General features: G+C 60.6%; 18 protein-coding genes. 6 read left to right on the forward strand and 12 right to left on the reverse strand.

Going from position 1 to position 23,154, the window contains the following annotated elements; genetic code table 11:
• Window positions 1-2: 2 nt before the first annotated feature.
• The 4 genes from dxs to D8U73_RS26430 form a co-directional block, all read right to left on the reverse strand.
• On the reverse strand, window positions 3-1,907 hold the full coding sequence (dxs, locus tag D8U73_RS26415) for a 1-deoxy-D-xylulose-5-phosphate synthase (RefSeq protein WP_056855840.1): 1,905 nt from the start codon (window positions 1,905-1,907) through the stop codon (window positions 3-5).
• A 91-nt stretch (window positions 1,908-1,998) separates the two neighbouring features.
• A complete protein-coding gene (gene ispA, locus D8U73_RS26420; protein ID WP_130906181.1) occupies window positions 1,999-2,886 on the reverse strand; it encodes a (2E,6E)-farnesyl diphosphate synthase in 888 nt (295 codons plus the stop codon).
• Window positions 2,883-3,125, reverse strand: coding sequence for an exodeoxyribonuclease VII small subunit (locus D8U73_RS26425; RefSeq protein WP_007894317.1), 243 nt, complete (start codon window positions 3,123-3,125; stop codon window positions 2,883-2,885). The genes ispA and D8U73_RS26425 overlap by 4 nt, the downstream gene beginning before the upstream one ends.
• A gap of 109 nt (window positions 3,126-3,234) precedes the next feature.
• Window positions 3,235-4,380 carry a Fic family protein gene (locus tag D8U73_RS26430; RefSeq protein WP_130906182.1) on the reverse strand — a complete coding sequence of 382 codons (1,146 nt, stop codon included), beginning with the start codon at window positions 4,378-4,380 and terminating at the stop codon, window positions 3,235-3,237.
• Between the two features lie 275 nt (window positions 4,381-4,655).
• Between D8U73_RS26430 and D8U73_RS26435 the strand changes: the two genes are divergently transcribed.
• Genes D8U73_RS26435 through D8U73_RS26460 form a run of 6 tightly spaced genes read left to right on the forward strand, consistent with a single transcriptional unit; the run spans window position 4,656 to window position 14,818 of the window.
• Complete coding sequence (locus tag D8U73_RS26435) at window positions 4,656-5,444, forward strand: DUF2135 domain-containing protein (RefSeq protein WP_130906183.1); 789 nt, start codon at window positions 4,656-4,658, stop codon at window positions 5,442-5,444.
• A 36-nt stretch (window positions 5,445-5,480) separates the two neighbouring features.
• On the forward strand, window positions 5,481-7,193 hold the full coding sequence (locus D8U73_RS26440; protein WP_130906184.1) for a DUF2138 domain-containing protein: 1,713 nt from the start codon (window positions 5,481-5,483) through the stop codon (window positions 7,191-7,193).
• On the forward strand, window positions 7,163-7,828 hold the full coding sequence (locus D8U73_RS26445; RefSeq protein ID WP_130906185.1) for a DUF1175 family protein: 666 nt from the start codon (window positions 7,163-7,165) through the stop codon (window positions 7,826-7,828). The genes D8U73_RS26440 and D8U73_RS26445 overlap by 31 nt, the downstream gene beginning before the upstream one ends.
• Window positions 7,825-12,384, forward strand: a complete 4,560-nt coding sequence (locus tag D8U73_RS26450) for an alpha-2-macroglobulin (RefSeq protein WP_130906186.1) — start codon at window positions 7,825-7,827, stop codon at window positions 12,382-12,384. Before D8U73_RS26445 ends, D8U73_RS26450 begins: the two co-directional genes overlap by 4 nt.
• 1 nt (window position 12,385) lies before the next feature.
• Window positions 12,386-14,005, forward strand: coding sequence for a DUF2300 domain-containing protein (locus D8U73_RS26455; RefSeq protein WP_130906187.1), 1,620 nt, complete (start codon window positions 12,386-12,388; stop codon window positions 14,003-14,005).
• A 3-nt stretch (window positions 14,006-14,008) separates the two neighbouring features.
• Window positions 14,009-14,818, forward strand: a complete 810-nt coding sequence (locus D8U73_RS26460) for a DUF2135 domain-containing protein (RefSeq protein ID WP_130906188.1) — start codon at window positions 14,009-14,011, stop codon at window positions 14,816-14,818.
• A 320-nt stretch (window positions 14,819-15,138) separates the two neighbouring features.
• On the opposite strand, the gene D8U73_RS26465 is transcribed toward D8U73_RS26460, so the two are convergent.
• The 8 genes from D8U73_RS26465 to eat form a co-directional block, all read right to left on the reverse strand.
• The gene (locus D8U73_RS26465) at window positions 15,139-15,885 is read right to left on the reverse strand and encodes a S24 family peptidase (protein WP_056855832.1); all 747 of its coding nucleotides are present in this window, start codon (window positions 15,883-15,885) and stop codon (window positions 15,139-15,141) included.
• Between the two features lie 230 nt (window positions 15,886-16,115).
• Entirely contained in the window at window positions 16,116-16,643 is a 528-nt protein-coding gene (gene ppa, locus D8U73_RS26470) for an inorganic diphosphatase (protein ID WP_007990564.1), read from the reverse strand.
• A gap of 113 nt (window positions 16,644-16,756) precedes the next feature.
• Window positions 16,757-17,569: a M90 family metallopeptidase gene (locus D8U73_RS26475; RefSeq protein ID WP_056855831.1), complete on the reverse strand. Its 813-nt coding sequence runs from the start codon at window positions 17,567-17,569 to the stop codon at window positions 16,757-16,759.
• Between the two features lie 6 nt (window positions 17,570-17,575).
• Window positions 17,576-18,232, reverse strand: coding sequence for a DedA family protein (locus tag D8U73_RS26480; RefSeq protein ID WP_056855830.1), 657 nt, complete (start codon window positions 18,230-18,232; stop codon window positions 17,576-17,578).
• Window positions 18,233-18,542: 310 nt separating this feature from the next.
• Complete coding sequence (locus D8U73_RS26485; RefSeq protein WP_056855829.1) at window positions 18,543-19,004, reverse strand: GNAT family N-acetyltransferase; 462 nt, start codon at window positions 19,002-19,004, stop codon at window positions 18,543-18,545.
• 114 nt (window positions 19,005-19,118) lie between these two features.
• The gene (gene eutC / locus D8U73_RS26490) at window positions 19,119-19,943 is read right to left on the reverse strand and encodes an ethanolamine ammonia-lyase subunit EutC (RefSeq protein ID WP_056855828.1); all 825 of its coding nucleotides are present in this window, start codon (window positions 19,941-19,943) and stop codon (window positions 19,119-19,121) included.
• Window positions 19,944-19,951: 8 nt separating this feature from the next.
• A complete protein-coding gene (locus D8U73_RS26495; RefSeq protein ID WP_056855827.1) occupies window positions 19,952-21,346 on the reverse strand; it encodes an ethanolamine ammonia-lyase subunit EutB in 1,395 nt (464 codons plus the stop codon).
• A gap of 160 nt (window positions 21,347-21,506) precedes the next feature.
• Complete coding sequence (eat, locus tag D8U73_RS26500; RefSeq protein WP_130906189.1) at window positions 21,507-22,880, reverse strand: ethanolamine permease; 1,374 nt, start codon at window positions 22,878-22,880, stop codon at window positions 21,507-21,509.
• Window positions 22,881-23,154 lie beyond the last annotated feature (274 nt).

Raw genomic sequence — 23,154 nt, forward strand, 5'->3', positions numbered from 1 at the left:
TCTTATATTGAGGTGTTCAGCAGTTGCAGGCGCGTGCGAATCGAAGCTTCGATTCCGGCCTCATCCAGCCCGCACTCAGCCAGCATTTGCGCAGGCTTGGCGTGTTCGACGTAGATGTCTGGCAAGCCCAGGTGCAGCATCGACTTGAGGATGTTCTCGCGGGCGAGGAACTCGCTGACTGCGCCACCGGCGCCGCCCATGATCGCGTTCTCTTCGATGGTCACCAACAGCTCATGGCTCGCGGCGATCTGGCGAACGAGTTCTTCGTCCAGCGGTTTGACGAAACGCATGTCGACCACGGTCGCATCCAGCTTCTCTGCGACTTTCAGCGCCTCGGCCAGTTGCACGCCGAACACCAGCAGGGCGACTTTGCTGCCCTGGCGGCGAACCACGCCTTTGCCGATCTCGATGGGCTCGAGGTCTTTTTCGATAGTCGCATTCGGGCCATTGCCGCGCGGGTAACGCACCGCCGCCGGGCCTTCGTAAAGGTGACCGGTGGTGAGCATTTTGCGCAGTTCGTTCTCATCGCTCGGGGTCATCACCAGCATGCCGGGGATGCAGCGCAGGAAAGACAGATCGAAGCTGCCAGCGTGGGTCGGGCCGTCTTCGCCAACCAGCCCGGCGCGATCGATGGCGAATAGCACGTCGAGGTTCTGCACCGCCACGTCATGTATCAACTGGTCGTAACCGCGTTGCAGGAAGGTCGAATAGATCGCCACTACCGGTTTGGCGCCTTCACAGGCCATGCCGGCTGCGAGGGTCACCGCGTGTTGCTCGGCAATCGCCACGTCGAAGTAGCGCAGCGGGAAACGCTCGCTGAAGGCCACCAGGTCGGAGCCTTCCTTCATCGCCGGCGTGATGCCGACCAGGCGCGGGTCAGCAGCGGCCATGTCGCACAGCCATTCGCCGAACACACCGGAATACTTCGGCCCGCTGGCTTTTTTCGGCGCAGCGGCCGGGGCGTCCAGCGGCTCAAGCTTGGTGATGGCGTGGTAACCGATCGGGTCGACTTCCGCCGGGGCGAAGCCTTTGCCTTTTTTGGTGACGACGTGCAGGAATTGCGGGCCTTTGAGATCGCGCATGTTGCGCAGGGTGGCGATCAGGGTCGGCAAGTCGTGGCCATCGATCGGACCGATGTAGTTCCAGCCCAGCTCTTCGAACAGCGTGCCGGGGACCAGCATGCCTTTGGCGTACTCTTCGGTACGACGGGCGATTTCCCAGGCGCCGGGCAGCCGTGACAGCACTTTTTTGCTGCCTTCGCGCATGCTCGCGTAAGTGCGGCTGGAAAGAATCTTCGCCAGGTAGTTCGACAAACCCCCGACATTGCGCGAGATCGACATGTCGTTGTCGTTGAGGATCACCAGCATATTGGCGTCCACTTCCGGCGCATGGTTCAGCGCTTCGAACGCCATGCCGGCCGTCAGTGCGCCGTCACCGATCACAGCGATGGCCTTGCGATCACTGTTTTGCAGGCGGGCGGCAATCGCCATGCCCAGCGCGGCACTGATCGAGGTGCTGGAGTGGCCGACGCCAAAGGTGTCGTACTCGCTCTCGGAGCGGCGCGGGAAAGCGGCAACGCCGTCCTTCTGGCGCAGGGTGCCCATGCGCTCGCGGCGACCGGTGAGGATCTTGTGCGGATAAGCCTGATGACCCACGTCCCACACCAACCGGTCGTCCGGGGTGTCGAAAACGTAATGCAACGCGATGGTCAGCTCGATCACGCCCAGGCCGGCACCAAAATGCCCACCGGTCTGGCCGACCGTGTAGAGCAATTCCAGGCGCAACTCATCGGCCAGGGTTTCCAGCTCGGCTTCGCCTAACCGGCGCAGGCCGTCCGGCGTGTTCGCGCGGTCGAGCAGGGGCGTGGTCGGGCGCTTGCGGGGAATCTCATGAAACGTCGTGGGCATCAGGCGAATCGTTATAGGTATAAAAGATGCGGCAGTTTACCTGATGCATCGGTCCCTGCCCACGCGTTGGTATTTTTTGGCGCAAACGCCGTCAGCTGCGGCGCTCGACGATATACCGGGCCAGGTCACGCAATGGCTCGGCCGCCGCGTCAAACGGTCGCAGCGCATGCAGGGCCTGATCGCGCAGTTCCAGGGCGTAGGCCTTGGCCGCGTCGAGGCCGAGCAGGGCCGGGTAGGTCGGCTTGTCGCGGGCAATGTCCGCACCCTGGCGTTTGCCGAGGGTTTCGGTATCGCTTTCGACGTCGAGAATGTCGTCCTGAACCTGAAACGCCAGGCCGATAGCCCTTGCATAAGTCTGCAGGGATTTCAGTTCGTCCTTCTCGGCACGGCCACTGGCCAGGGCGCCGAGTTTGACGCTGACTTCGATCAAGGCACCGGTCTTGTGCCGATGCATGTATTCGAGGGCTTTTTGATCGAGCTTCAGGCCGACCGAGCCCAGGTCGATGGCTTGACCGCCGACCATGCCGGCCGGGCCTGCAGCCTGGGCCAGTGCGGTGACCATTTGCAGGCGGATGTCGGCTTCTGCATGGCTCAGGCGCGGGTCGAGCAGGGCGCTGAACGCCAGGCTCTGCAAACCGTCACCGGCGAGAATCGCGCAGGCTTCATCGAATTTCTTGTGGGTGGTGGGCTGGCCGCGACGCAGGTCATCATCGTCCATGGCCGGCAAATCGTCATGCACCAGCGAATAGGCGTGGATCAATTCCACTGCGCAGGCCGCGCCGTTGGCTTGCTCGGCCTTTCCGCCAAGCGCTTCACAGGCGGCATAGGCCAACAATGGACGCACGCGCTTGCCGCCGTTCATCACGCTGTAGCGCATTGCTTCGTAGAGCCGCGCGAGCTCAGGGCTCGGGGCGATGAACAGGGTTTCGAGAGCCGCATTGACCCGGGCCTGGCTGGTCGCCGAATACGCTGCAATCATTCTGGCTGGTCCGCGTCGAAGGGTTCCTCGGCCAGCTCGCCATCACGCTCAAGCAGCACCTGAACCTTCTGCTCAGCCTGCGCCAGCGCCGCCTGGCAATCGCGGGTCAGACCGATGCCTTGCTCGAAAGCGGTCAACGAATCTTCCAGCGACAATTCGCCATTCTCCAGACGTTCCACCAGCGTTTGCAGGTCGGCGAGGGATTGTTCGAAATCCAGTGCAGCTTTTTTGCGGGCCATGGCGGCGATTTCCGGTTGACGTTAAACCGGCGCGACACTAGCAGATAGGGGGGGTATGGGCAAATTCACAGATGATACAAACCCCTGTAGACGCAGCCTGCGGCAGCGCTTAGAGGGGGGAGTGATCAGGATAGTGAATTTGGTAGCGAGTACTGCGACCGCCGCCGGGCAGTCGTTCCAGGCAACCCTTTTCCAGCAGTTCAGCCAAATGACGGGTTGCGGTGGCTTTGGAAACCTTCGCTACGGCTTGATACTGAGCCGCGCTGATTCCGCCCTCGAAACCACGTTCGCCGCCATCGAGTAAACGATTCAGTACTTTGGTCTGCTCGCTGGAGAGTTCTGATTCCCGATGCGCCTGCCAGAAACGCGCCTTGCCCAGCACCGACTCGATTCGCACCATCGCCTGCTGCAAGCTGCGCAGCAAGGTTTGCAGAAACCACTCGAGCCAATGGGTGATGTCCAACGTGGCCTTCTGGCTGGTTTCCAATACGCGGTAATAGCCGGAGCGGTCCTCGAGAATGCTCGCCGACATGGCGTAGAAACGAATGGCCTGAGCCTCGCCTTGCGCCAGGGCAAGGTCGGTGAGGGTTCGCGTCAGGCGACCATTGCCGTCGTCGAAAGGGTGCAGCGTGACAAACCAGAAGTGCGCGATACCGGCGCGCAACAGTGGATCGAGCCCGACCTCATGGCAGCTGCTTTCAAACCACTCGAGGAAAGTCTCGAGTTGCCGTTCCAGGCCCCTGCGGGGCGGCGCTTCGAAGTGGACGATGGGCTTGTCGAGTCGCCCGGACACCACTTGCATCGGGTCATCGCCGCGCAATGCGCCGACGCGGATACTTTGAGCGGAGAATGAGCTGTCCTGATCGGGGAACAGCCACTCATGCCAATCAAGCAGCCGTTCAAGGGTCAGCGGTTCGGCAAAATGCTGCGTGGCATCGAGCATCAACTGCGCCAGACCTTCGCTGCGTTGGCTGATGGGGTCGCCCTCGTGCATCTGTAGACCGAGACGCCGCGCCAGAGAAGATCGTACCGAGCCGACATTCAACTGCTCACCTTCAATCGCTGAAGAGGTAACGATGTTTTGCAGCAATGCATCGAGCTCACTCTGTGCACTGAGCGAGTTGCCCACGGAGCTGATCATTCCAGTCAATCGACCTTGCGCCTGAACACACTCGCGCAGCAACGATGCCAAACGCTCGGCATGCCAGGTGAAACTTGGCCAATCGGGCTGTTGCCAGATCCAGTGGGGAACCATGCATTCAACTTCCATAAAGAGTGAGCCGATTAGAAATGCTATTCGGCTCATATAGTGAGCCGAATATGATCTTTATTCGGCTCACCGTCCACCCACCCGCTTGATGCTGCTGCAATTTCAGATGTATCCGATTGTTAGAAAGCGACCGAGCGATTAACCTTCGCGCCATCGACGACCGGTTATTCACGGGTCTTTCAGACGAAACGCAGTACCCCCATCTGTAACGCGCCGAGGATCTGGCGCAAGGTTTCGTCATGCATGGCAGGAGGCATCACATGCGTTCATTTCTTTCGCTGCTGATCGGGTTGGCTTGCGCTTCGGCGCTGGCCGCGCCGAGTGCCGAGCTTTCGGAGCCGGTGGGTGGCTGGCGTTTCAACGGTTTGCTCGACCGTAGTGAAAACCCGCAGGTCGCCTATCCCACACCGCCCATCGACCGGGGTGTGCAGCGTAATCGCACGATGATCCAGGGCCAGCTCAAGGCGATCGGTGCGCAACGCGGGCCACACACGCTGGCAGTCAATGGCAATCCCTTGAACCTGTACACCGACGACCAGGGTCGTTTCGCCCGGCCGTATGCGTTCGGTGCCGGCTCCAACAGCGTCGAAGTGCGCAGTGCCGAAGGCCAGTCGCTCAAGCGCGTTCAATTCTATGAAGCCAATAACCTGCGCACGCCCGCACGGATTCGTGTGGTGCTGGGTTGGGATGATCCGAAGGCCGAACTCGATCTGCACATCATCACGCCTGACGGCCAGCATGCGTTCTGGGCGCACTCGGCGCTGACCAACGGCGGCGGCCTCGACCCCGATGGTGTCGACGGTCCCGGCCCGGAAATGTTCACCATGACCGCACCGCTGCATGGCACCTATCTGGTTTACGTCAACTACTGGGGCAACTTCGGCAGCGGCGGCTATAACTTCGATGAGGCTGGCAACCAGAACGAGGTGATCACTTCGCAGATCAACCTGGTGCTCAACGAAAACACCGTCGACGAAAAACGCGAGAGCTTCATCGTGCCCCTGCGGGCCATCGGTGACCTGCTGCTGGTCAAGACTTTCAACTATTAAACATCCCGCACCACGGATGACATCGGGTTTTGTGAAATGAGCGATAACACTGTTTCTCCGGCTGCCGATACACCGAGCGCCAAACCGTCCCGTCGTTGGCCGGTCATTGTGCTCGGGCTGTGCCTGGTCGCCGCTGTGGCTGCCGGCATGGGCTGGCTGATGAAAAAAAGCACAGCCCCGGCACCGCAACTGGCGGCGGAAAAACTTGGCATGAGCCGCCCCGATGGCTTGCTCGAAACCCACTCCTTGAGCCAATTGCCCAAGGATTTGCTGGCCGTGCCGTTCCTCAAGGAAACCCTGACTGAAGACTTCGTCTTCTATTACCAAACCCACGCCGATCGTCTTGGCCTGATCGGCAGCCTGCGGCGGATCATTTATGAACACGATTTGAAACTGCAGGACTCCTTGATCGAGCAACTGTTCGACCAGCGGGCAGATGTCGCGCTGTGGCGCGGGGCGGATGGGCGTCTGAGGGATTTCCTGCTGGTGATGGATCGCGGCGGCCTGGCCAAGGTGCTGGAACCGCTGGCGAAAGTGGCGCTGGATGATTCGCAACTGAGCAAAATCGCAGAGGTGAAAGTCGGCGCCGATAACGTCGAGCTGTATCAGCTCACCTACAACGCCAGCAAGGCGCTGGTGTTCGCTTCCCATGGCGACAAACTCGTGGTGCTGTCGAATCCGACCAAGCTTTATGACCCGCAAAGTGGCATGGCACAGGAAGCCGGCAGCGTTTCGACCCAGTCCATCGCCGCTTTGCTCAATGGCGAAAAACTGTTTCCCGAAGCTTTCGGTCTGCCACCCCGTGCGCCCGAGGTAAAGCAACGGCTGTCGGTCAACGCCAGCGTGTTGGCCATGGGTTATCAGCGCTTCATCCCGAATTTCGCCGGTCTGCGTTTCGACATGGACGATAAAGGCTGGCACAGCTTCCTCGCCATGGATGAGCTGGAGAATCAGCCAGACTTCGATTTCAAACCGGTCTGGCAAGCCATGCCGATGGGCGCGAGCGCGTGCGTCGCCCTGCCGCTGGCGGCCGAACAACAAAAACCGTTGCTGGTAAAACTCGGTGCCGAAGAGCGCGCGGCTCAAGCACTGACCGAACACATGGCCGGTGCGGCAGGGCTTTGCTGGTATGCCGATTCGCGACTGTACACACCGCTGCTGGTGGCCGGGCTCAAGGATCAAGACAGCGCCAGCATGGATGGCGATCTGGGCAAGTTGTTCGGTTCGATGGTCGGCGCCCATGAAAGCAAGGTCGATGAGCATGTGTTCCCGGTGGTGGAGAAACAGCAAGGCCAGAGCCATCAATGGCAGCGTCAGGTCAGCTCCAGTTTCGGTCCCTACGCGGCCAAGGATGCAGAACATCCGGACGCCATCAGCGGTAAGGCGTTCATGCGTGTAAGCCTTGCGCGACATGGTTCAACGCTGCTGTTTTCCCTCGACGACAAATTGGTGGACAAGGCCCTCGGCACCCTCGACAAGCGCTTCCCACCGATGGCCGACGTGTTGCCCAAAGACCTGCTGATGCCGATCTACTTCGGCCCTGACTCCATGGCGCAGCTGATCCAGCAGGAAACCCTCGACAGCCTGCCGCAGGACATGGAACCGGTGTTCTACAACGCCGCGCAAACCTACCTGATCCCCAAACTGCGCACGCTCGGCGGCTACGGCAAATATGCCCTGACCTTGCCCGAAGGCAGCGAGCCGGACGGTCATTGGCAATGGTTGCCGCTGGAGTGGAAAGCGCTGTGAATGGGTGGGTCCGCAGTCTCGGCTTGCTTGCCTTGCTGTTGAGCGCGAGTGCCCGGGCGCTCGATGCACCGGCGCTGGATGCGCAGCAATCCCAGGTGTTCCGTGCATGGTTCGTGCGCATCGCCCAGGAACAACTGAGCCAAGGCCCGAGCCCGCGCTGGTACCAACAGGACTGCGCCGGGTTGGTGCGCTTTGCCGCCAACGAAGCGCTGAAAGTCCACGACGACAAATGGCTGCGCAGCAATGGCCTGTCCAATCGCTACCTGCCGCCGGAGCTGCAGCTGAGCGACGCCCAGCGCAGCCTCGCCCAGCAATGGCAACAGGGCGGCGGCAAGGTCGGGCCGTACGTCAACGCGATCAAGTTGATCCAGTTCAACAGTCATCTGGTCGGCCGCGATGTGTCCCAGGCGCGCCCCGGCGACCTGATGTTCTTCGATCAGGGCGACGACCAGCACCTGATGATCTGGATGGGGCGCTTCATCGCCTATCACACCGGCACCACCACTCCCACCGATAACGGCATGCGTTCGGCAAGCCTGCAACAACTCATGACATGGAAGGACACCCGATGGATACCCGATGCAGCCAACCCCAACTTCATCGGCGTCTATCGACTGAATTTTCTCTCCCAATGACCGGTGCCCGCATGCTGCGTTTTCTGTCTCTGTTGTTGGTCATGATGTTGCCGTTCTCGGCAGTCAACGCCCAAGACACCGTCGAGCCCAGCGGCTACACGCCGGTATCCGGTGAAAGCTTTTTCCTGTTGGCCGACAGCAGTTTTGCCAGTGATGAACAGACGATGGTGCGCCTCGAAGCGCCGGGCCGCGACTACCGCCGCTTCCGCATGGAGCCCTATGGCGGTGCCGACATTCGCGTGTATCGCATCGACAAGCCGCTGGACTTTCTCAAGCGCCAGAAGAACCTGCACCGCGTGGTCAGCGACGGCCAGTTCAAGGGCGAAGGGCTGTCCAACACGCTCGCCTATCTGTGGGATAACTGGTACCGCAAGTCGCGGCGGGTGATGCAGCGGGCGTTCTCCTACGAGTCGCGCAAACAAGTCACCGAGGAAGTGCCGGAACTGAAAATGGGCGCTGCCATGGCCGCGCCGACACCCTACGACGCGCAACCGCAATTTGCCTTGATTCCGGGCCTGCAGGTGGTCAGCCAGTTCCGTTATCCGCTGTGGCAGGCCAAGCCGATCCAGCCACCGGAAGGGGTGAATCTGGCGGGCTCTTCCAGTGAGTTCGTCAGCGTCGCACCGGGCAACGTCTACATCCCGTTGGGCAACTTGAAGCCGGGTCTGTACCTGGTGGAGGCGCTGATCGGCAAGTACCGCGCGACCACCATGGTCTTCGTCTCCAACACCGTGGCGGTGAGCAAGATTGCCGGTGATGAATTACTGGTGTGGGCCGCGCGCAAACACCAAGGCAGTTCGGTGCCCAAGGTCAATGTGCTGTGGACTGACGGTTTGGGCGTGATGAGCAGCGGTGCTACCGATGTCGATGGTTTGCTGCGTTTGAAACACGTCAGCCCCGAGCGTTCGTTCGTGATTGGCGAGGACGAAGAGGGCGGGGTTTTTGTCTCGGAAAACTTCTATTACGACAGCGAAATCTACGACACCAAACTCTATGCCTTCACTGACCGGCCGCTGTATCGGCCGGGGGATTGGGTGTCGCTGAAAATCGTTGGCCGTGAATTCAAGAACGCCCGGGATTCGGTGCAGCCAAGCGCTGCCGACGTCAACGTAACGGTGCTGGATGCGACCGGTACGGCCCTGCAAACCCTGGACTTGAAACTCGATTCGAAGGCCGGCACCCAGGGCCGTTTCCAGCTGCCGGACAACGCCGTGGCCGGTGGATACGAGTTGCGCTTCAGCTACAAGGATCAGGCTTACAGCAGTGCCTTCCGCGTGGCTGAATACATCAAGCCGCACTTCGAAATTTCCCTCAATCTGGCCAAGCAGGATTACCGCACCGGCGAGCCGGTCAAGGGCAGTCTGGTGTTGCTCTACTCGGACGGCAAACCGGTGGCCAATGCCAAGTTGACCCTGAGCCTGCGCGCCCAGCAACTGTCGATGGTCGACAACGAACTGCAATACCTCGGGCAATTCCCGGTGGAACTGACCAGCACCGAATTGACCACTGACGCCCAGGGCAACGCGACCCTGGACCTGCCCGCCGCCGACAAACCGAGCCGCTACATGCTCACCGTGTTCGCCAGTGATGGCGCGGCGTATCGGGTCAAGACCACCAAGGAAATCCTCATCGACCGAGGCGCCGCGAATTTCCGCTTGAGCGCACCGCAGCGCTTCAGTGCGGTGGGCGACAAGGTTGCGTTCAGCTACGTCATCGAAAGCGAGCAGAAGGCAGCGGTCACCCCGAGCAGCTATGGCTGGGTTCGTCTGGAAGACCAGAGCAGCGGCGAAGGTAAGCTCGCGGCCACCGACAAAGGTTTCACCCTGGCCTTCGATCGTCCCGGCACCTACAACCTGACGCTCAGGGACGACCACGGCCGAACCCTCGGCGCCACCGGTCATTCAGTCACCGGCGACGGAGTCAAGGCTGTGCCGGGAACCGTCGAAATCGTCCTCGACAAACCCGAGTACAAGGCCGGCGATGAAGCACTGGCGTTGATCACCTTCCCCGAGCCGATCAACGATGCGCTGCTGTCGCTGGAGCGCGACAAGGTCGAAGCCACCGCGCTGCTGTCCAAGGGCGGCGACTGGCTGAAGATGGAGAAACTCAGCGACACCCAGTACCGCGCGCGCATCCCGGTGAAGGACGGTTTCGCCCCGAACCTGACGTTCTCGGTGCTGTACACCAAGGGCGGGCAGTACAGCTTCCAGAACGCCGGCATCAAAGTGATTACGCCGCAGATCGACGTGGCGATCACCACCGACAAAGACACCTACCAGCCGGGTGAAACGGTATCGGTGGAGCTGACGACGCAGTTCGCCGGCAAGCCAATCCCCGCGCATCTGACGGTCAGTGTGGTCGACGAAATGGTCTATGCCCTGCAACCGGAAGTGGCACCGAGCATCGACCAGTTCTTCTATCACCCACGCCGCAACAATGTGCGCACCAGTGCCAGCCTGTCGTTCATCAGCTATGACGTCGCGCTGCCGGGCAGCCCCGGTGCGCCGGGCAAAGCCAATCGCAGTGAACGCGGGGTGAAAGTGCTGGAACGGCCGCGGCGCGAAGACGTCGACACCGCCGCGTGGCAACCGGAACTGCTCACTGATGCCAACGGCAAAACCCGCTTCACCTTCAAGATGCCGGACTCGTTGACCCGCTGGCGCATTACCGCCCGGGCCATCGCCGACGACGGTGCGGTGGGGCAGAAGAAGCAATTCGTGCGCTCGGAAAAACCGCTGTACCTGAAGTGGAGCGGACCCGGCAAATTCCGCACTGGGGACAAACCCGATCTCGGTGTGTTTGCTTTCAGTCAGTCGCAAGATCCGGTCAAGGCTGAGCTGGTGACACATTACGCGGGCGCCGAGCAGCGCATCGCCGTCACGCTCAACAGCGGCATCAACTACATCCCGTTACCGACGTTTGCCTTGGGCACGGGCGAGTGGGCCGCGGAACTGGTGCAGGACGGCAAAACCGTCGATGCCTTGGCTGTGCACTTGAGCGCGACCGGCGAAGGTTGGCAAGTGACACAAAGCCAAAGCCTGGATGTCGCCAGTGGTGATACACCGCTGGCGTTGCCGGCGGACGCCACGGACATTCGCCTGCGTCTGGACGACAGTCCGCAAGCGCTGTTCCGCTCGGCGCTCGATGATCTGCTGAGTTATCCCTACGGCGGCGTCGAGCAGACCGCCAGTCGCTTGCTGCCGCTGAGCATCGCGTATCCGACGTTGTCGTCGAATCCGCAGATCCGCGATCGCTTGCGCCTGATCATGCAGAACAGCCGTTTGCGCCTGGTGCAAATGGCCGGGCCTTCGGCGAGTTTCACTTGGTGGGGCATGGACGGTGAGCCGGATGCGTTCCTGACTGCCTACGCCTATTTCGCCGACTGGCACGCCAGCCAGGTGCTGCAATTGAGCCTGCCACCGGAGCATTGGCAGCGGGTGCTGGAGGTGTATGCCAAGCAGGCGAACAACACGCCGCTGTTGCAGCGGGCGTTGATTCTGTCATTCGCCAAACAGATGCAGTTGCCGATCAACACCTTGCTCAGCGGGTTGATGGACGATCTGGCGAAAGCGGGCGAGGGCGTTGCCGCGAACTTGATGGAGGGCGGTGAAGACAGCCTGGTCATGAGCGATCCGGATTCGGCCTTGGGGCTGGCGGCGGCGCGGGTGTTGACCGCGTCGCTGGCCAGGCAATCGAAGGTCGCGCTGCCGGAGGCCTTCAATCGGCATTTGGCCGATGCGCAGCAACGCTTGGCTGTGAGCTCGCAGCCGTTTGCCGAAGCGCTGAATCTGTCGCTGCAGCCGTTCGATCAGCTCCGTGCGCAGGCGCTGCTGCAACGGCTGTTGCCGCAGCAATCGACCCTTGAACGGGCACTGGCGCTGAGCTGGCTGCAACGCAGTATCGAGCAGGCTTCGCCGACCATCGCACTGGCGCCGGGAGAGGGCTGGAAGAAGCAACACAGTGTCACGGGTGAAATGTACTGGACGTGGCAGGGCGCGACGCCGGTGCCGAGTGTGTTGTCGCTGTCCGGTGTTCAGGAGCGTCCGCTGCGTGCGGCATTGAGCTTCCAGACCCGGCAACCGGCCGTCGAGCCGATGGCCGTGTCCATCACTCGTCGCCTGTCGCGATTGGTGCCGGGTGACGCTGCATTCACTTTCAAGCTCGAAGCGGTGGGCAGCAAGCCGCTGTCCAGCGACAGCCTGTATCTGGACGAAATCATCATCACCAGCAAAGCCGCCAGGCCGCTGCGATACGGGATGATCGAAGTGCCGTTGCCGCCGGGCGCGGATGTCGAGCGCACCACGTGGGGCATCAAGTTGATGGGTAAGGCCGGCACCGAACCGACGGCGCTGGAGAAGGCGCGCTTCGAGCCGGGTCAGATGGCTTACGCGATTCCAGTGGATGCCTTGAGTGGCGAGCTGCGGCTGCGCCATCTGGTGCGCTTCTCGCAAAAAGGCCAATTCCATCTACCGCCGGTGCGTTTCACGCAAGTCTATGCACCGCAGCATCAGGCCCAGGAACAGAAACCGGCGCTTGGTCAGATCACGGTCAACTGACATGACCCGACGTTTGCTCTGGTGGCTGCTGTGTTTGATCCCTGCGCTGGCGACAGCGCAGAAAGCCCCGCTGCGACTGGGATTCGAAGGCGAATTATTGTCGTTGAGCGGGAACCGGGTGATCGCCCGTGAGCCGTTGCCCGACTCATTGCAGGCGCCTTTGGGTAGTTTGTGGAAGTTGTTTGTCTACGGCTGGCTGGTCGATACCGGTGCCCGAGAACCTGCGTATGAATGTCGCGGGCAGTCCAAAGAAGAGGTTTATTGCTGTACTGCGGGTGGCAGGATCGAACGCGATCAGGCGTTGGTGAAGTCCTGCGGGTTGTACTTCGAGCCTGCGCGATTGGGCATTTCCGCCGCGGATTGGCGCCAGTATTGGCAAGCGCGCAAAGCGCCGCAGTGGCTGCTTGATTTGCCTGTGATGCAACCGTCCACACGTGTTTCGGTAGTGGAGTTGCTGCAAATGCTGGCCGTGCTGCCCGCACAGGATCAGGCGCGGCGGGTGTTGCTTGACGTGGTGTTGAACGCCGCCGACGGCAACGTCGTGGGCGAACTCGGTGGCCGCTTGCGGGTGAAAACCTGGAGTTGGTTGGATGAACATGATCCTTCGTCGCGTCAGGGCGGGTTCGCCGGTTGGACGACGAAGGGCACGCCGATCTGGGCGGGTGGACGGGGGACCAGTCAGAGGGTTCTGCGCAATTACGCTCAAGCCTTGGCTTCGGTGTTGCCGGTTGATTGGCCGGTGGATCCTGGGCGATGTGTCGAGGTGGAGCTGTTTTCACGCTATCCGATCGGGCGCGTTCTGGCGGGAGATCGTGTTGTTGCTTCCGGGCCGATGCAAGGCGACTTTCGCGTCGAATTCAGCAACGGCAACCAGCTCGATATCCACAGCAACGGTGAACTGTTTTTGTTGAAGGACAAGATCGTCGCGCGTCTGGACCGCGAGGAATACGTCGCCCGCGTGCTACAGCGTGAAGCCGCTGCCGAACCTGTCGAGGCCGCCAAGGCCCTGGCGGTCGCCATCCGTACCTACCTGCTGCAAAACGCCACGCGTAACGGTGAATGCCTGAGCATCGACGACAGCAGCCAACGGCAACGAGTCGCCCCACGTCCGGCCACCACCGAGGCGCGCAACATCGCCGCATGGACCAACGACCTCGTGCTTGCCGGCACCGGCGTCACCTACCACTCCGACCAACCCGGCCCGGACAAACTCTCCTGGCAACAAGCCGTGGAACAAGCCAACGCCGGCCAGCGCTACGACGCCATCCTGCTGCACGCCTATCCGCGTGCCAGCCTCAGTCGCTGGGACAACCCCGTTGCCTCCTGCGAAACCTTGCCCGCGGCGCAGGACTGGCTGCAGAAACAACGGCGTGGCTGGCGTATGCGGTTGGAAAGCGAGGCCGGTTACAGCGAAGTCAGCACCTTTGCAGTCTGCCGCCTGGGATTCGGCCGACCCTATGTCGACCGCGAACGCCAGCGCATCTACGTGCGCGGCGCACTGTCCTTGCAGGATCGCCTCGACCTGACCCACGAATACCTGCACCTGGCCTTTGAAGCTCACCCCAACGGCCAGGATGAAACCTACATCGAAGGGCTCGCCCGCCACCTTTTGCTGGAATAGACCATGACACTTCGTTATCCACAGGTCTTGCTGTTGCTTTGTTCGCTGACGGCACTGCCGTTGGCAATGGCGCAAGGCATCAAACTCGACACGCCAAACGGTGGCTGGCGAACCGGTGCGCCTGAAGGTGAAGGCGAGAGTTTCCACCAGACCGTCAATTACCCGGCCTCTTCGGTCAACACCCCGGCAGGGCAGGCCAACACCGCACGCATCAGCGGTCAGATCAGCGCAACGCCCAAATCCGCTGAGCCCGGTCGCCTGGTCGTGAATGGCGTGAGCATGCCCCTGAAGATCGACCCCGCCGGTCGCTTCGATCGCCCGTTCTCCTTTCCCAATGGCAGCAACAGCGTCGAAGTCCGCAGCCCCGACGGCCAACAACGCCAACGCACGCAATTCCTCAACGCCAGCGGCGGCGCCACCCCGGCCAAACTCCGCGTCCTGCTGGCCTGGGACAGCGACGGCACCGACCTGGACCTGCACCTCATCACCCCCGACGGCGCCCACATCTGGTACGGCGATCGCGCCGTCGCCAACGGCGCCGCCCTCGACGTCGACGTCACCACCGGCTACGGCCCGGAAATCTTCGCCATGCCCGCACCGATCAAAGGGCAGTATCTGGTCTATGTGAACTATTTCGGCGGTGGTTATCGCAGTGATGAAGAAGGACAGGAAGACGCGGTACAACCGCTGACCACGGCGCAGGTGACGGTGATTACGGAGGAGGGGACGCCTAGCGAGAAGATGGAGACTTTTCTGGTGCCGATGAGGGCGGTGGGGGAGTTGACGTTGGTTAAGGGGTTTAGTTATCCGTGAGGGATGACGGCGCTGCTTGTGCTGAATTGTTCAGTTGGCTGTTTTTCAGGCATTAAAAAGCCGGCTTGTGGCCGGCTTCTCGGGGACTGGCTTGGATCATTTTTGGTAAACCGCGCCAGCCTTCAAAACGTACACCCGGATCTTGCGTCCGGCTGCGGGACTCGGCGAGAAAGTCATCTGCCTTGTCGGTGCGATCTGAGCCGCGGGGCGGGTCGATGCGCAAATGTGGGGCGCAGCATACGCAGGTTTGATGGAAATTCCCAGTAGAAGGTGCCGACCAGAGCCTCGCGATGCGATCGACATCCGCGATTGCTGATCTTTTACAGGAACGGCACCTCCGGCCTGCGTTTGTTCAGCGTCGACCACCAGAACACCCAGCCCAGCACCCTGAAGTTCTGTTCTTCGATCTGTTCGCGCCTGAGGATCTCGTCTGGATACTCGCCGCTGTTGTGGCTGCGCATCCGCAGGGCGTTGCCGGGGATTCGGTGCAGGTATTTGATGCGCAGCATGCCGTCGTGCTCGACAGCGTAGATCTGGCCGTCGACGATTTGGGTCAGGCCCCGGTCGATGGCGATCGTCGAACCTTCTTCGATTTTCTCGGCCATGCTGTTGCCGACCATACGGGCGCAGATGGCGTCGCAGTGGTTGATTTCCAGGGAGTCGAGGTGGCTGCGGGGAAGGCGTATGGACTCTTCTCGGTCCTCGACGACGTGGGTTTTGTTGGGGTCAGTGGTCGTCGGGACTTCCTTGTAGAACGGCAAGTCGACATCGGTGGGTTCGACCACGGTATAGACGCCGCGGATGGCCTGGGCGTCGAAGACGTTGCCCGACTCGTCGGCCACGCGCAGATGCCGGGCATCTTTCTGGCCTTCACCGGTTTTCAGCCATTCCCTGTTCACGGAAAGTCGCGTGGCGACTTCTTCCAGGCAGTGGGCGGGCACACCTCGGGTGTACCAGTTGTGGACATTTTGTGGTGCCGTGTTCAAAAACTCGGCAAAACCGGATGTCGTGATGTTGGCAAGTCGAAGGAGCGCTCGAAAGCGTGGGCCGCTAGTGTTCTTTTTCATAAACACGAGTCTACGGAGGCGGAATAAGGCTTTGAATAAACGAGCCGTTCAAAATCGAGGGAAATTTAAGACTTGATGTAAGACGTAAACGGCGAAAATTAAACAAGAAAAAACCAAAACAGAGCCCTATTAAACAAGGCGTTTAAGTGATGCTTTTCAAGTGCCCACAAAAAACCCCGGATCACCGGGGTTTTTCTTGAAGCGGGTCGCCAGAAGCGTACCGCGGCGGCTTAGCCTTTGTAGGCAGCAACCGACTTGGTGATCGCTTCGCGGGCGGCGTCTGCGCCGGCCCAGCCTTCGATCTTCACCCATTTGCCTTTTTCGAGATCTTTGTAGTTCGCGAAGAAGTGCTCGATCTGCTGGATCAGCAGGGCAGGCAGGTCGGTGTATTCCTTCACGTCGACGTACAGCTGCGACAGCTTGTCGTGTGGAACGGCGATGACTTTGGCATCTCCGCCGCCGTCGTCGGTCATGTTCAGGATGCCGACCGGACGGGCGCGGATCACCGAACCTGGTGCAACCGGATAAGGGGTCACGACCAGCACGTCGAGGGGATCACCGTCGTCGGCCAGGGTGTTCGGGATGTAACCGTAGTTGGCCGGGTAGAACATTGGGGTGGCCATGAAACGGTCAACGAACAGGCAATCGCTGTCTTTGTCGATTTCGTATTTGATCGGCGCGTGGTTGGCCGGAATCTCGATCGCGACGTAGATGTCGTTCGGCAGGTCTTTGCCAGCCGGAATCTTGCTGTAGCTCATTGGGCGTTGCCCCCGTTAGTTGACCAAAAACACTTGGCCGGATTGACCAAAAAGTGGCGGCGATTATAGGCATATTCCTACGCCGACGCCATGGACCAGAAGTCGTGTAGACCTTAGTCGTGTGGCTGATAGACCGGATCATGCGCCTGAAGTTGCTTCAATCTTCCGAGCGGATCCTGGCGGTAGAACAGCTGCAACTGCTCATACACCTGTGGATAAGCCTCGTGCAGCAAATCCGGGGCGCTGAAGAAGTATTCACTGGTGACGGCGAAGAACTCGGCAGGGTTCTCGGCGGCGTATGGGTCGATTGCGGTCTCGGCGTCCGGGTTGTGTTCCAGCTGCCGGTCGAGGTCATCGTAGGCGTCCTGCATGACTTTGGCCCAGGCGCTGACGCGCATGTCGGCGTGCAGCGGTGGCAGGCCATTGGCGTCGCCGTTGAGCATGTCGAGTTTGTGCGCCAGTTCGTGGATGACCAGGTTGTAGCCTTCCCAGCCACCACTGGCCATCACACCGGGCCAGGCGAGGATGATCGGCCCTTGCTGCCAGGCTTCACCACTGTGCTCGCCGTCCCATTCGTGTTCGATGCCACTGGCGTCGCGGTGGCGCTGGGGGCTGAGGAAGTCGTCGGGGTAGAGGATGATTTCGTGAAAGCCCTGGTACCAGTTCAGATCACCCAGGTTCATCAGCGGCAGTTGCGCCTGGGCGGCGAGCAACAGGCGTTGCTCCTGATGCAATTCGACGCCGGGCAGGGCAGTCAGGTGTTTGTCTTCGAGGAACAGCACGCAGGCTTCACGCAGCCATTGGTCCTGGGCCGCGGTGATGCCGTCGAGAAAGCTCAGGTGATGGCGCACCCGTTGCCACATATCGTCGGCAATCGGGTGCCTGGCCAGAATGCGCCGGCGACGCCAGGCGCTCAGGGACCACATCGAGGATCAGCGCGTGTGAGCTTTGGACGCTGCGTTGCCGAAGCGACTGCGCACCACGCCGATGATCATCGGAACCAGCGATAGCAGGATGATGCCGACCACCAGCAACGACAGGTTCGACTTGATGAACGGTACGTTGCCGAAGAAGTAACCGAGGGTGACCAGACCGCCGACCCAAAGGATGGTGCCCAGCACGCTGAAGGCGAAGAAGCGCGGGTACGGCATCCGCGCAACGCCCGCGACGAACGGTGCAAAGGTGCGGATGATGGGCAGGAAGCGCGCCAGGGTCACGGTTTTACCGCCGTGCTTTTCATAGAAATCGTGGGTTTGTTGCAGATAGTCGCGGCGGAAGATCTTCGAGTTCGGATTGCTGAACAAGCGTTCGCCCGCCGTTCGTCCGATCACATAGTTGGTGCTATCGCCCAATATCGCCGCCAGCATCAGCAGGCCACCCAGCAGCACCGGGTCCATGCCGCCACCTGCGGCAACTGCGCCGGCGATGAACAGCAGCGAATCACCCGGCAGGAACGGCATGACCACCAGGCCGGTTTCACAAAAAATCACCAGAAACAGAATGGCGTAGATCCATGGCCCGTAATTGGTTACCAGCAAATCGAGGTAGACATCGAGATGCAGGACTAGGTCGAGCGGGTTGAAATCCATGGAAAGCACCTGTGATAACGGTCCAGGTCAGCGGGCCTTGTGCGGATGACTTCGCGAAAGCCTACGAACGGACGTAGTTTTTCTTACAAGCCGGAAAGATCGGCATTATACGAGTTGAGTGGTGAAAAGCGCGTCGAGATTGTAGCGGGGCATGTCGGTTGAACGTGCGCAAGTCTGGTGACAATTAATAACTCACACAAACACACCCTGAACCCTTGAGTTTGAGGGGGCGGGAAAATTCCATCGGATGGATTGACGGCCTCAGGGGTCGATCCTCTGCATGGCAGAGATCGACCCCGCTGCAGCGACCTTACAGCTCGTCGCTGATCGGCAATACGTAGTTCTTGAACTCGGTATCTTCCTTGAATCCGATGGATTCGTAGGTTTTCTGCGCCACTGCGTTGTTGCTGCTGGTAGACACCCGCATGCGCACGGCATTGGTTTCCTTGGCCATTTTCTTCGCGGTACGAATCAGATTGTCGGCGACCAGCTGGCGACGTGCGTCTTCGGCGACGTAGATGTCGTTGAGGATCCACACGCGTTTAAGCGAAAGCGAAGAGAAGCTTGGGTACAACTGACAAAAGCCCAACAGTTTGTTGTTGTCATCATCGGAAAGGGCCAGGTAGATCACCGACTCTTTGCGACGAAGGCGTTTTTCGAGAAACGCCCGGGACGAGTCCGGATACGGCAGGGAGCCATAAAACTCGCGATATTTGACGAACAACGGGGTCAGCAGGTCCAGGTGTTCGAGGGTCGCTTGAATAATCCGCATGGTAGGTCTCGTCTTCAAGTGGCTGTCTTGCGTGCTTGAACGGCAACGGGAAATCCTGGCAGCCGCGAGCCGATCCTGCCTGAAACTGGAACGAAAGTGCAACGCGCAAGCGCTTCAGGCATCCGGCGGGCCTAGTAGGAAATTTCCCTTCATGTCTGCGCCGGCGTCTGACTCCAGGGTCTGGACTTGCGCTTCGTCCTTCAGATTGACCCCGGATAACTGCCGCCGACAGGCCTCGCGCATCAAATACAGCAAACGGTGTGCCGCCATGCCGTAGCTCAAGCCTTCCAGGCGCACATTGGAGATGCAGTTGCGATAGGCGTCTGTCAGGCCGACTTTGGGGTTATAGGTGAAATACAACCCCAGACTGTCTGGCGAGCTCAGGCCTGGGCGCTCGCCGATCAGGATCACGGTCATTTTCGCCCCCAGCAATTCGCCGACTTCATCGGCGACAGCAACGCGGCCCTGTTCCACCAGCACGATCGGGGCGACGGACCAGTTTTCGGCGCGAACCTGTTCCTCCAGTCGCGCCAGAAACGGCAGCGTATGGCGATGAACGGCCAACGCTGACAAACCATCGGCGACCACGATCACCAGGTCGACTCCGCCCGGATTGGCCGAAGCGTGATCACGTAGAACCTGGGCCGACGCATCGCTCAGTTTTCGCCCAAGATCGGGGCGTTGCAAATAGCTGTTGCGGTCAACGGCCGCGCTATGCAGCAAAAGACTTGCATGCCCGCGCTCGCTCAGTTGTGAGCGCAATGCCCCGTGGTCAAACGGCAAGTGCACCGCATCACGGGCCTGAGCGTGGGCATATTGAAAGTCCAGCTGCGCGCGAGTGGGCATGCTGGTGCCCGTACGGCCAAGGGCAATGCGCGCCGGTGTCAGGCGTCGCAGCTCCAGCCATGGGTTGTGCGGGTCGTAAGGCGGCTTTTCCATATCAACACTCATCCCAGTTGCGCCAAGGCCTGGCGGAAGGCCGGTGGCAGGCTGTTGCCGAACAGAACCCGGCCGTCCGCCTGGGTGAAGATGCCCATTTTCGCCAGCCACTGTTCGAACTCCGGCGCAGGTTTGAGCCCCAGGGTCTGCCGGGCATAGAGCGCATCGTGGAACGACGTGGTCTGGTAATTGAGCATGATGTCGTCGGAGCCGGGGATGCCCATGATGAAGTTGATCCCGGCCACGCCCAGCAAGGTCAGCAGGGTGTCCATGTCATCCTGGTCGGCCTCGGCGTGGTTGGTGTAACAGATGTCGCAACCCATCGGCACGCCCAGCAGCTTGCCGCAGAAGTGATCTTCGAGACCGGCGCGAATAATCTGTTTGCCGTTATAGAGGTATTCCGGACCGATAAATCCTACGACGGTGTTCACCAAAAACGGTTTGAAGTGTCGCGCGACAGCGTAGGCCCGGGTTTCGCAGGTTTGTTGATCGACGCCATGGTGGGCGTTGGCCGACAGGGCGCTGCCCTGGCCGGTTTCGAAATACATCAGGTTTTGCCCGAGTGTGCCGCGGTTGAGGCTCAATCCGGCGTCATAACCTTCCTTGAGTACATTCAGATTGATACCGAAGCTCGCATTCGCAGCTTCGGTGCCGGCGATCGACTGGAACACCAGGTCCAGCGGCACGCCACGATTGACCGCTTCGATAGACGTGGTGACATGGGTCAGCACGCAGGCCTGGGTCGGAATCTCGTAGCGCTGGATGATCGCGTCGAGCATTTCCAGCATGGCGCAGATTGAGGCGATGCTGTCGGTGGCCGGGTTGATGCCGATCATGGCATCGCCGTTACCGTGCAGCAGACCGTCGAGAATGCTCGCGGCAATACCGGCCGGTTCGTCGGTCGGGTGGTTGGGTTGCAGGCGTGTGGACAGGCGCCCGCGCAAGCCCAGGGTGCCGCGAAACTGGGTGACCACGCGGATTTTTTGCGCCACCAGCACCAGATCCTGCACGCGCATGATCTTTGACACGGCCGCGGCCATTTCCGGGGTCAGGCCGGGGGCGAGGGCGCGCAGGACCTGTTCGTCGGCGGCATCACTGAGCAACCAGTCGCGAAAGCCGCCGACGGTGAGGTGGCTGACGACGGCGAAAGCCTGCTTGTCGTGGGTGTCGATGATCAGGCGGGTGACTTCATCGTCCTCGTAGGGAACCAGCACTTCCTGCAGGAAGTGGCTGAGCGGGATGTCAGCCAGCGCCATTTGCGCGGCGACGCGTTCGCCATCATTGAGCGCGGCGACACCGGCCAGGAAGTCCCCGGACCGCGCCGGGCTGGCCTTGGCCATCACTTCCTTGAGGCTATCGAAGCGATAGGTCTGGGCGCCGACGCAATGGACATAAACGGCCATGCTGTCCTCCTGGTTAATTGATGACCCGTAGAAGCGAGGCTTGCCCGCGAAAAACGATTACACAGCGTTTCAGTCACACCGCATCATGCCCTTCGGGCAAGTCTCGCTCCTACAGGAATCGGGCGCTCACAAATAGGGCGTGCGCCCGGCGTCGGTGCATTCAGATACCTTCGAGCATAGCGTCCGTCGGTGCCTCTGAACGTTGCCGTGCGGTCAGCTGAAAATACAGGTAGCCGGCGGCCATGAAGCCGAGGAACACACACCCGATCAAGGTGTTGAACCACGCCATCGCCACCAGGCACACCACGGCCAGAAACAGCGCGATGCCCGGTACGATCGGGTAGCCCGGTGCACGGAAGGTGCGTTCCAGGTTCGGCTCGGTTTTACGCAGCTTGAACAGGCTCAGCATACTGATGATGTACATCACGATCGCGCCAAATACCGACATGGTGATCATCGCGGCCGTCAGTGTCATGCCTTGCAGGTTGACCAGGCCATCGCTGTAGATGGCGGCGATGCCGATCACGCCACCGGCGAGAATCGCCCGATGCGGGGTCTGGAACCGCGAAAGCTTGGCCAGACCACGTGGCAGGTAGCCGGCGCGGGCCAAGGCGAAGAACTGTCGCGAGTAGCCAAGAATGATCCCATGGAAACTAGCCACCAGGCCGAACAGGCCAATCCACACGAGCATGTGCATCCAGGTCGAATTGTTGCCGACCACGGCTTTCATGGCCTGGGGCAGCGGGTCGTTGATGTTCGACAGTTGACGCCAGTCGCCGACACCCCCGGCCATCACCATCACACCGATGGCCAGGAACACCAGGGTCAGAATGCCGCTGACGTAAGCGCGGGGAATCGTGCGTTTTGGGTCCTTGGCTTCTTCGGCCGCCATGGCCGCGCCTTCAATGGCGAGAAAGAACCAGATGGCGAAGGGAATGGCCGCGAAAATGCCGGGAATCGACGCTATCGTGAACTCATTGGAACCCGACCAGCCGTTGAGCACGAAGTTGCTGAAGCTGAACCCTGGCGCAACCACGCCCATGAACACCAGCAGTTCGGCGACAGCCAGCACGGTGACCACCAATTCAAAGGCAGCCGCGATACCGACACCGAGGATATTGAGGGTCATGAAGATGAAGTAGGCGCCGACTGCCGCGAGCTTCGGGTCCAGTTCCGGGTACTGCACGTTGAGGTAGGCGCCGATGGCCATGGCGATGGCCGGGGGCGCAAAGACGAATTCAATCAGGGTGGCGATACCGGCGATCAATCCGCCTTTCTCGCCGAAGGCCCGGCGGCTGTAGGCAAATGGTCCGCCTGCGTGGGGAATCGCCGTCGTCAACTCGGTAAAACTGAAGATGAAGCAGGTGTACATCGTCGCCACCATCAGCGCGGTGACGAGAAAGCCCAGGGTTCCTGCGGTGCCCCAGCCGTAACTCCAGCCGAAGTACTCGCCGGAAATCACCAGGCCGACGGCAATGCCCCATAAATGCAGGGTGCCGAGTGTGGGTTTGAGCTGTGTGGAAGGAATAGTCATAAGTCCTCTCTGGTTTTTTTTGAGCTTGTGGACTTTCGGGCGCTGCGGTTGCGTGTAATGCGGGCACGCAAAGCCCGTGCCAGGGCGGCAGGGCGATGATTTGCGGTGTGTTTGCGGATGCCATCGCCAGCAAGCCGGCTCCTACAGATTTGCGCGGTCTGTAGGAGCAAGGCTTGCCCGCGATAGCCGTTACGCGATATCGCGCCGGATCAGAAGAAACCCAGCGGATTGATGTCGTAGCTCACCAGCAGGTTTTTGGTCTGCTGATAGTGAT

Origin of the sequence: Pseudomonas sp. Sample_22 (assembly GCF_004307635.1) — a bacterium.
Taxonomy (GTDB): Bacteria; Pseudomonadota; Gammaproteobacteria; order Pseudomonadales; family Pseudomonadaceae; genus Aquipseudomonas.